This window comes from Streptomyces sp. CBMA123, from assembly GCF_014596465.1.
Lineage (GTDB): Bacteria > Actinomycetota > Actinomycetes > Streptomycetales > Streptomycetaceae > Kitasatospora.
Genome location: NZ_MECK01000181.1, coordinates 1 through 10688 on the forward strand (window position 1 = coordinate 1; position 10688 = coordinate 10688).

Annotated in this window: 5 protein-coding genes and 1 pseudogene; 2 read left to right on the forward strand and 4 right to left on the reverse strand. The window is 74.6% G+C overall.

Features of this window, described 5'->3' with window-relative positions:
• Window positions 1-134 (forward strand): annotated as a pseudogene (locus BG452_RS20895) (ATP-binding protein); the annotation flags it as partial.
• 84 nt (window positions 135-218) lie between these two features.
• Here BG452_RS20895 and cimA read toward each other — a convergent pair.
• From cimA to BG452_RS20910, 3 genes are all read right to left on the reverse strand, one after another.
• Complete coding sequence (gene cimA / locus BG452_RS20900; RefSeq protein WP_188305863.1) at window positions 219-1841, reverse strand: citramalate synthase; 1623 nt, start codon at window positions 1839-1841, stop codon at window positions 219-221.
• Window positions 1842-2249: 408 nt separating this feature from the next.
• Window positions 2250-3362, reverse strand: a complete 1113-nt coding sequence (locus BG452_RS20905) for a branched-chain amino acid aminotransferase (RefSeq protein WP_188305864.1) — start codon at window positions 3360-3362, stop codon at window positions 2250-2252.
• A gap of 212 nt (window positions 3363-3574) precedes the next feature.
• Window positions 3575-4612: a 3-isopropylmalate dehydrogenase gene (locus BG452_RS20910; protein ID WP_188305865.1), complete on the reverse strand. Its 1038-nt coding sequence runs from the start codon at window positions 4610-4612 to the stop codon at window positions 3575-3577.
• Between the two features lie 414 nt (window positions 4613-5026).
• On the opposite strand from BG452_RS20910, the gene BG452_RS20915 reads away from it, so the two are divergent.
• Complete coding sequence (locus tag BG452_RS20915; protein WP_188305866.1) at window positions 5027-7498, forward strand: YfhO family protein; 2472 nt, start codon at window positions 5027-5029, stop codon at window positions 7496-7498.
• Window positions 7499-7598: 100 nt separating this feature from the next.
• Here BG452_RS20915 and BG452_RS20920 read toward each other — a convergent pair.
• Window positions 7599-10688 (reverse strand): S8 family peptidase (locus tag BG452_RS20920; RefSeq protein ID WP_188305867.1); only part of this gene is annotated, 3090 nt, incomplete at its 5' end.

The window sequence follows — 10688 nt, forward strand, 5'->3', positions numbered from 1 at the left end:
CCGACGAAGTCCGCGAAGCCCTCCAACTCAGCACCGAAACCCCCGTCATCACCCTCGACGCCCGCCGCCGGGACAGCGCCAAAAGCGCCCTCATCACCCTCGTCGAACACGCCCTCCTCGCCCGACTGCGCTGACCGGCACGGCCACGGCCCACCGGACGGGGTGAAGTCCGGTGGGCCGTCGGCGGGTCGGGCTCGGCCGGGTCGGGGCGGGGTGGACTACGCGGAGCGCTCGGACCCTTCGGTCGGCTCCAGCCCGGCCCGGATCAGGCCGTAGGTGTACGCGTCCTCAAGGGCCAGCCAGGAGGCGGCGATCACGTTGTCGGCCACCCCGACCGTGGACCAGGTCGCGGCGCCGTCGGTGGACTCGATCAGCACCCGGGTCTTGGAGCCGGTGCCGTGCTGCCCCTCCAGGATGCGGACCTTGTAGTCCACCAACTCGAAGGTGGCCAGCGGCGGGTAGATGCCCTCCAGGGCCGTCCGCAACGCCTGGTCCAGCGCGTTGACCGGGCCGTTGCCCTCGCCGATGGCGATCCGGCGCTCGCCCTTGGCCCACAGCTTCACCGTCGCCTCGTTGCCCGAGACCCCGTCCGGGCCCTGCTCGCTGATGGTCCGCCAGGACTCCGGACGGTAGAAGCGGTCCCGGCTGCCGCGCACCTCGTCGCGCAGCAGCAGCTCGAAGGAGGCGTCGGCGGACTCGTAGGTGTAGCCGAGGTTCTCCTGCTCCTTCACCCTGGCCACCACCCGGCCGGCCAGGTCGCGGTCGGCGGAGAGGTCGTAGCCGAGTTCCTTGCCCTTGAGTTCCACCGAGGCCCGCCCGGCCATGTCGGAGACCAGCATCCGCATGGTGTTGCCGACCAGTTCGGGATCGGTGTGCTGGTACAGGTTCGGGTCGACCTTGATGGCGGAGGCGTGCAGGCCCGCCTTGTGGGCGAAGGCCGAGAAGCCGACGTACGGCTGGTGGGTGGAGGGGGCCAGGTTGACCAGTTCGGCGATCGCGTGCGAGATCCGGGTCATCTCGGCCAGCCGGCCCGGGGGCAGCACCCGGCGGTCGTACTTCAGCTCCAGCGCGCCGACCACCGGGAACAGGTTGGCGTTGCCGACCCGCTCGCCGTAGCCGTTCGCGGTGCACTGCACGTGGGTGGCGCCGGCGTCCACCGCGGCCAGGGTGTTGGCCACCGCGCAGCCGGTGTCGTCCTGGGCGTGCATGCCGATCCGGGCGCCGGTCGCCGCGATCACGTCCGCGACGGTGTCCCGGACGCCGGCCGGCAGCATCCCGCCGTTGGTGTCGCAGAGCACCACCACGTCCGCCCCGGCCCGGTGCGCGGTGCGCACCACCGCGAGGGCGTACTCGCGGTTGGCCCGGTAGCCGTCGAAGAAGTGCTCGCAGTCCAGGAACACCCGCCGGTCCTGGGCCCGCAGGAACTCCACGCTGTCCCGGATCATCTCCAGGTTCTCGTCCAGCGTGGTGCGCAGCGCCAGTTCGACGTGCCGGTCGTGGGCCTTGGCGACCAGGGTGACCACGGGCGCGCCGGAGGCGACCAGCGCGGCCAGCTGCGGGTCGTCGGCCGCCTTGCCGCCGGCCCGGCGGGTGGCACCGAAGGCGACCAACCGGGCGTTGTGAAGCTCCAGTTCGGCGGCGGCGCGGGCGAAGAACTCGGTGTCCCGGGGGTTCGCCCCGGGCCAGCCGCCCTCGATGAAGCCGACCCCGAACTCGTCCAGGTGCCGGGCGATGGCCAGCTTGTCCGCCACCGTCAGGTTGATGCCCTCCCGCTGCGCGCCGTCGCGCAGGGTGGTGTCGAACACGTGGAAGCTGTCGTCGGTGCGGCTGACCTCGGTCATGACCCCTGGTTCTCCGTTCGGGGAGGTTGTACTGCTCTGCCGGATTCTCGTCCCGGCTCCACTGTCCAGGATCCCGCGCGCGGCCCCGGTGTTCCCCGGGCCCCTTGTGGGGGCCGTCGGCCGGTCCGAGGGCTGTGCTCAATGGGCTGCGCCCACGGTGTTCACGGGGCTGCGCCGAAAAGCGAAAAGACCCCTCGCGGGTGCGAGAGGTCTGCGCGCGGGTCTGGACGCTCGTGGTCGCTCCGCATCGGGTCCTGCGGGAGCGGTCACTGCGGACCGGCGCGCCTGCTGCTAATAATCAGCGAAAGCGAGGACACGCTGGCAGTCTGGCACAGCATCCGGGATCCGGCCCGCCCGTCTCGCGATGCGGAACGGGGCGGGCCGGAGGGGGTGCCGGCGTCCGTCCGATCAGACGATCCGGTGCAGCCAGTTGTGGGTGTCCGGCTGCTGGCCGCCCTGGATGGCCAGCAGGGCGCGGCGCAGCTCCATGGTGATCGGGCCGGGCTCGCCGGTGCCCACGGTCCAGTCCGCGGCGGCGGACTTCACCGAGCCGACCGGGGTGATGACGGCGGCGGTGCCACAGGCGAAGACCTCGGTGAGGGTGCCGTCGGCGTTGGCCTGCTGCCACTCGTCGGTGGAGATCTTCCGCTCCTCGACCGCGTAGCCCAGGTCGCCGGCGAGCTGCAGCAGCGAGTCGCGGGTGATGCCGGGCAGCAGCGCGCCGGACAGCTCCGGGGTGACGATCTTCGCGTCCTTCCCCTCGCCGAAGACGAAGTACAGGTTCATGCCGCCCATCTCCTCGACCCACCGGTGCTCGGCGGCGTCGAGCCAGACCACCTGGTCGCAGCCCTTCTCGGCGGCCTGCGCCTGGGCGACCAGCGAGGCGGCGTAGTTGCCCGCGCACTTGGCGGCGCCGGTGCCGCCGGGCGCGGCCCGGACGTACTCCTTGGACAGCCAGACCGAGACCGGCTTGATGCCGCCCTGGAAGTAGGCGCCGGCCGGGGAGGCGATGATCATGAAGAGGTAGGAGTTCGCCGGACGGACACCCAGACCGACCTCGGTGGCGAACATGAACGGGCGCAGGTACAGGCTCTGCTCCGGCTCGCTCGGAACCCACGCCCGCTCCTGCTGGACCAGCAGCTCGACGGCCTCCACGAAGGCCCCCACCGGCAGCTCCGGCATCGCCAGCCGGCGGGCCGAGGCCTGGAAGCGCAGGGCGTTGGCCTCGGGACGGAAGGTCGCGATCGAACCGTCGGCCTGGCGGTAGGCCTTCAGGCCCTCGAAGATCGCCTGGCCGTAGTGCAGGGTCATGTTCGCCGGGTCCATCTCGACCGGCGCGTACGGGACGAGCTGCGCGTCGTGCCAGCCACGGCCCTCCGTCCAGCGGATGGTGACCATGTGGTCGGTGAAGACGCGGCCGAAGCCGGGATCGGTCAGCCGGGCCTCGCGCTCCGCCGCGGACAGCGGGTGGGCGGAGGGCTTGAGGTCGAACGTGATGGGCGCCTGGGTCGGCGTGCTCATGGCTGTTTCCTTCACCGTGGGGTTCGTTCGGGCCGCCACCGCCGAAGGAACGTTACGGCGATCCATCGCCGAAACGAACGCACAACGGCACGGCCCACTGTCGATACTCGCATCCAGAGGGCCGTGCCGAACAGCCGCCCGCTCCTTGGGGAGCTGCAAGCTGCGGTTATGCGGTCCGGCCCACCTGGCCGGATCCGCTGGGGTCCGGCCCGCTAGCCGGCTACTCGCCCGGCGAGCGCGTCGCCGACCTCGGAGGTGGACCGGGCGCCGGCCCGCGAGGCCAGGTCCGCCGCGACGGCGGCCTCCACCGTGGCGGCCTCGGCGGCGAAGCCGAGGTGCTCCAGCAGCATGGCGACCGACAGCACGGTAGCGGTCGGGTCGGCCTTGCCCTGGCCGGCGATGTCCGGGGCCGAGCCGTGCACCGGCTCGAACATGGCCGGGAACTCACCGCTCGGGTTGATGTTGCCGCTCGCCGCCAGCCCGATGCCACCGGTCACGGCGGCGGCCAGGTCGGTCAGGATGTCGCCGAACAGGTTGTCGGTGACGATGACGTCGAAGCGCTCCGGCGAGGCGACCAGGTGGATGGTGGCCGCGTCGACGTGCAGGTAGTCGGTGCTGACCTCGGGGAACTCCCGGCCGACCTCGGCGAAGATCCGCGACCACAGGTGCCCGGCGTGCACCAGCACGTTGTTCTTGTGCACCAGGGTGAGCTTCTTGCGCGGCCGCGCCTGGGCCCGGCGGTAGGCGTCGCGCACCACGCGCTCGATGCCGTACGCGGTGTTCAGGCTGACCTCGGTGGCCACCTCGTGCGGCGTCCCGGTGCGCAGCGAGCCGCCGTTGCCGACGTACGGGCCCTCGGTGCCCTCACGGACCACCACGAAGTCGATCTCCGGCTGACCGGCCAGCACGGACTCCACGCCCGGGAACAGCCGGCCCGGCCGGAGGTTGATGTGGTGGTCGAAGGCGAACCGCAGCTTCAGCAGCAGCCCCCGCTCCAGCACCCCGGACGGCACGCTCGGGTCCCCGATGGCACCCAGCAGGATCGCGTCGAAGCCCTTGAGCTCGGCCAGCACGGCGTCCGGCAGCGTCTCCCCGGTCCGGTGGTAGCGCCGGGCCCCGAGGTCGTACTCGGTGGTCTCCAGCTTCACGTCGGCGGGGAGCACGGCGCCGAGGACCTTCAGACCTTCGGCCACCACTTCCTGGCCGATGCCATCACCCGGGACAACTGCGAGACGAATGGTGCGAGACATGCTCGGACCCTACTCCGCCGTCCCAGAGGCTGACACCTGGCGTCCAGCATCTGGACTGGGTCAGGTCAGGTCGATCTCCACCGGGAACGGCTGATCGACCTTCGACTGCTGGTGATGGATGCCGGTCGGGAAATACCGCTTCGACGCCGGCTCCAGCTCGTAGGTGTAGACGACCGGTCGACCTTCGTCGCACCCGACCCGCCAGAAGTGGCGGATACCAGCCGCCGCATACTGGCCGGCTTGATCGCGCGGTCACGCTCGCGCGATTCACTGGCATCCTTGCGGCCTTCTCAGGCTACTCGGCAAAGCATCCTCACACGCCACTCCTCTGAGGGAGCGTGCGTTGCAAGGGGTGCGCCGGGGGCGCGCTTAGGGTGGCGTGGTCCGGGATTCCTGGCAGAACGGGGCGCGTGGGTGAGGACCGAACGGCGGCGGGAGCCACTGGTCTGCGGGGCGGCGGCCGGGCTGGCCATCGGCGGGTACGCGCTGGCGGCGGGGCTGCGCGGGCGGTGGCCGGGCGGGGCGGGCACGGTGGCCGTGCCGTACCACGCGCACCTGTGGGACCTGCTGCACGGACAGGCCGCCGGGGACCTGCTGTTCAACTGGAACAGCGGCTACGGCGTCCCGTTCCTGGCCGACTTCTTCGCCTACCTGATGAACCCGTTCTCCTGGCCGACCGCCCTGCTCCCCCGCGACCAGGGCCAGCTCGCCGTCTTCCTGGTCACCCTGGCCAGCATCGGCCTCGGCACCGCCCTGATGGCCCACCTGCTCGGCCGACTGCACCCCGGCCCGCGCTGGCTGCGGGTGCCCGCGGCCGTCGGGTACGGGCTCTGCGCCTGGGTGCTGGACGTCGGCGGCGGCGCGCCGATGTGGCTGTGGGGCCTGGTCTCGCTGCCGCTGCTCGGCCTGGTCGGGGACTGGTGCCTGCACGAGCGCCGCTGGGTGGCCGGCGCGCTGTGCGTCGCGCTCGCCTGGGCGGGCAACCTGTACACCGCCGCGCTGGCCACCCTGGTCGCCGGACTCCTGTTCGCCGTACGGCTGTTCGCCACTCCGCGCCCCTTCCGGCACCGGGTCCGGTCCACCGGCCGGGCCGTCACCCAGACCGCCGTCGGGCTGCTGCTCGCCTCCCCCGTGCTGTTCGTCGCCGTCCGGGCCGCGCGCGGTGCCCAGCCGGAGTCCCCGGTGCAGCCGCTCGGCCCGTCCGGCTTCGAGGGGCACCTCGCCCAGCTGCTGCCCGCCACCGGCGGGCGGCCGCTGCCGGACGTGGCGATCGGGGTGCTCGGGCTGCTGCTGGTGTGCGGGCTGCCGTTCAACCGCCGGGTGCGGGTCCGCGAGCGGGCGGCCTGGGGCGTGACGCTGCTGCTGGTGGTGCTCAGCTTCGTCTGGACGCCGACCGTGCTGGTCTGGCACGGTCTGGCGATCCCGGCCGGCGGGCCGTACCGGGTCTCCTTCGTGCTCAGTGGGCTGCTGGTGCTGGCCGGCTGGGTGTCGCTGGCCCACCGGCCGGACCGGTTCACCCTGCTGGGCGGCGGCGCCCTGGTCGCGGTGATCGCCGTCCTGGTGGCCGTCGGGCGCTCGGTGCCCGCCGCCACCTGGGTGCTGCTGGGCGTGGGCGGCGCCGTCCTGCTGGCCGCGCTCCGGGTGCTGGAGCGCCGGCACACCGACCGGCGGGCGAACGCGCTCGCCACCTGGGTGATCGGCGCCGTGGTGCTCGGCAACGCCGTCTGGGCCGGGTACGCGGCGCTCGGCGCGGCCCCCGACGACAGCGTCTCCCCGGCGGCCGTCCGGGCCGGGCACGCCGCGGTGCGGGCCGGCGCCGACTGGCCGGACGGGCGCAGCGACCCGGGCCCGCACGCCTTCACCCCCAACGACCCGCTGCTGCTGAACGGCCAGGGCGGCGGCTACTCCAGCGGCTACCTGCCGACCGCCGCCGCCCTGCTGCTGCACGACCTCGGCGCCGGCTGGACGGCCGGCGGGCGGCAGACCGGGAGCGTCACCGACCCGGTCGGACAGGCCCTGTTCGGCATCGGCGCCCATCTGGACGACGGTCCGCCGCCGCACGGCTTCGCCCCCGTCCGGGCCCTCGCACCGCCGCTGGTCACCGTGCTGCCGCCGGGCGCCCGGACCGGCACCTCCTCGGTCTGGGCCCGCCAGGAGTCGCTGCTCGGCAGCCAGGTGTACGACACCCCGCTGCCCGTCCCGGCGGGCGGCCCGGTGCCCACCCTGCACGGCACCAGCGGCTGGTCGGTGCCGGGCGGCGGGGAGGGCACGGTGTTCACCGCCGCCTGCACACCGGGCTCGACGGCGTACTTCCACGGGGTCTGGTACCGGGGCACGGTCAGCGGCCTGGGCACCGACTACCGCAGCGACGGCGAGCAGCCCACCACGGCGGTGGCGGTCCACCGGCTGGGGACGGTCCCGGCCGACGGCGTGGTCCGGGTGACCCTGCGCTCGGACATCGTCAGCCAGGTCCCCGCCCGCCCGATCGGCTGCCTGCGGGCGGACGCCCTGACCGCCGCCGTCACCCGGCTCACCGCCACCGGCGCCACCCGGGTCGAGGCCGGCGGCCACACCCTCACCGCCACCCTCCCGCCGGGCTCCACCGGCACCGCGCTGCTCTCCGTCCCCGCCACCGAGGGCTGGACCTGCGCCACCGACGGCGGCGGCTCCACCGCCCCCACTCCGGTGCTCGGCATGATCGGCGTCCCGCTCGGCGGCGGCGCCGGCCGGATCTCCTGCGCCTTCCGCCCGCCCGGCCTCACCGAGGGCCTGACCGTCGCCTCCGGCACCGCCGCCGTCCTCGCCCTGGTCGCCGCCTTCGCCCGCCTCTCCCGGCGCCCCACCCGCACCCCCCGCCGCGAGCGCCGTCTGGCCACCCGGCCGTAGCCGGGCGGCGCTCGGAACGGCGACCGGGGCGCCGAAAGGGGCAGCGGAAGGGCGGCCCGCCGACCGGTGTCGGCGGGCCGCCCCTTTTCGGCGTACGGGCCTACGGCAGGTCGAGCACCTGGGCCCGGCGGTCGGCCGGGTTGAGGTGGTAGAGCAGCAGGAGCCGGGAGGTGTCGCCCGGGGTGCGGTGCACGTCGAGGACGGTGCCGGGGCCGGCCGGGGTGACCATCGTGGGCGGGCCGGTGAGGCCGGTCCGGACGGTCAGGGCCGGGTGCAGGACGTCCAGCGGCAGGGTGGGGCTGGTGCCGCGCAGGCCGATGGTGGCGAAGGCCTCGGCCGGGTCGGGCCGGCCGGGAGCCGCGACGCCGGTCCAGACGCCGTAGTGGACGGTGCCGTGGCCGGGCGTGACACCGGGCAGGGCGCTCAGCCGGACGGGCAGGACCACGACGTCGCTGTCCAGCAGTTCGGTGTCGGTGTCGCCCCAGTGGGCGTTGAGCGGCTGGACGTCGAGTTCGGCGCCGGTGCGGGCGTCGAGGGCGCGGGAGACCAGTACGTCGCCGCCGCGCAGCCGGTCGGCCTCGAGGATCACGTCGGTGACGCCGTCCCCGTCGGTGTCCAGCGACACCCGTACCCCGTACAGCCCGACCGGGGTGGCCGCCGGGGCCCACAGCCGGGCGCCGACGTACAGCAGGTCGGAGTCGGCGGCCGCGCCCACGGCCCGGAGGTTGGCGGCCCGGTCGCCGGGGTGTTCGACGCAGAGGTCGCGGCTCTGGCCGGCGTCCTCCTGGGTGTCCGCGGGCCGGATGCCGACGCCGGGTCCGACGGCCTTGCCGCCGCCGGGCGGGCAGTCGGGCCAGCGGTCGTCCTCGCCGCCGAGGGCGAGGGCGCTGACCAGTCCGGGCGCCTCGCCGGGTGCGGCGCTGCCGCCGAGGGTGACGAGGGTGCCGTCCCGGGCGGTCCGGACGGAGGCGGTGGCGCCGAGGTCGCCGGTGGGGCGCGGGGCGGCGAACACCGGGACCCTCAGCTGCGGCAGGGACTGGTCGGTGACCGGGCTGAACAGCACCTGTCCGGACAGCTCGCCCCGGTAGCTGCGGGCCCGGCCGCCCTGCACGGTGTCGATGGTCGGGTCGGGCGTGCGTCCCAACCGCCCGGGTACGGACAGCGTCACCCGGACTCGCGCGGTGCCGCCGGCCGGGACGTCCACCTGGGCGGGCGCCACCTCGAAGGCGGCGCCGGGCAGTTCGGTGGCCGCCGCGTACCGGGTGCGGTAACTCAGCGGTGCGGACGAGTGGTTGTGCAGCTCGATCTCCCGGTCGAGGGTCGTCGGCCCGCCGACCTCGACCGGCCCGTAGGAGACCCCGACGCCGCCCGCCCGGGCGCCTTCCCCCGCCGCGTAGGCGACGACCGGGGTGCGGACCGCCCCGTCGACCCGGGCCCGGCCGGCGCCGGTGCGCTCGGGCCCGTAGACCGGGCCGCCGTGGTCGTCGCCGAGGTAGGTGTCCGTGCTGGTGTTCATCAGCGCGGCCTTGACCTGCTCGACCGGCCAGTCCGGGTGCGCGGCGCGGACCAGCGCGGCCAGCCCGGCGACGTGCGGGGTGGCCATCGAGGTGCCGTTCTCGCGTTCGCCGCCGGTGCCGCTGCCGACCAGGGCGGACCAGATGGTCTCGCCGGGGGCGGCGAGGTCGGGCTTGACCACGCCGGGCAGGCCGATGCCCCGGGAGGTGAAGTCGGTGAGGGTGTCGACCCGGGCCGGCTGGTTCTGCGCGACGGAGCCGTGCAGCGGGTTGCCGGGTGCGGCGAGCCGGACCTGGACGTCGCCTTCGGCGGCGGCCTTGAGCAGTCGTTCGCCGTCCGCCCGGCCGAGCAGGACGGCCGGGATCCGGTCGTCGCCGGAGATCTCGGCGAGATGGTCGGTGTCGGCGGCGTAGAGCGCGCCGATCGCCCCGGCGTCGGCGGCGTGGTCGGCCCGCGGTCCGGAGTTGCAGGCCCGGTCGGGGTCGCGGGTGCGCCAGGTGAGCACCGCGATCCGCCCCTTCAGCCGCTGCTTGTCGGCCTCGCTGAACTCGGTGCAGCCGTCCGCCTGGTCGGCGGGCACGGCGAGCGGGCCGCTGACCTGGGTGCCGGACCAGCCCTGGTAGCGCTCGCTCCAGTGGCCGGGGACGACTCCGGCCAGGTCGGCGGGGGCGAGCACGGTGATGCCGTCCACGTCGGCGTGCCCGTGCACGGAGGCGGCGACGGTGATCGCCCGGACGGCGGTGCCGGGGCTGCCGCCGATGCCGTAGACGTCGCCCTCGTTGCCGGCCGCCGCGATCACCGCGGTGCCCAGTTCGGCGAGCCGGTCGACGGCCAGCGCGTCGGCGTCGTCGGGGCTGCCGAAGCGGCTGCCGAGGGACAGGTTGACCACGTCGAGCCGGTCGCCGAGGTCGCCGTCGCCGTTCGGGTCGGCGGCCAGGTCGAGGGCCTGGGCGAGCCGGTCGGTGGAGCCGTCGCAGCCGAACACCCGGATCGCGTACAGCTGGGCGCCGGGAGCGGCGCCGGGGCCGATCCGGAACGAGGCCGGGTCGAGTCCGGGCCGGTACGGGCCGGTGTACGGGTGGCCGTCGGCGGTGACGCCGTACCCGGCCGCGGTGCCGGCGACGTGGGTGCCGTGCCCGTTGCGCACGCAGTCGAGCGGGTTGTCGCTGGGGTGCGGCACCGGCTGGTGGTTGGGGGCGGCCGGGTCGGGGTTGTAGTCGTCGCCGACGAGGTCCTTGCCGCCGATCACCTTGGCGTTGGGGAACAGCGCGGCCGGAGCGGGCTTGCCGCGTTCGACCGAGCGGAAGGCCTCCTCGGTGCCGGGGCCGCCGAAGTCGGCGTGGGTGTAGTCGATGCCGCTGTCGATGATGCCGATCCGGACGCCCTGGCCGGTGTTCCCGGCCACCGCCGCGTCGCCGGACCAGACCTGGGGGGCGCCGGTCAGCGGGACGGAGTAGGCGTTGTCGCGCTGCTTGTTCACGATCGGGTGGACGGCCCGGACGCCGGGCAGCGCCCGCAGCGCGGGCAGCCGGTCGGCGGGGGCACTGACGGCCAGGCCGGTGAGCAGGGTGCGGGTGCGGTAGAGCTCCTGGGCGGCGGGTGCCACGCGCTGGACGGCCACGGCGAGCCGGTCGAGCGCGTCCCCGGCCCGGGAGCGCTGGCCGGCGCCGGCCTG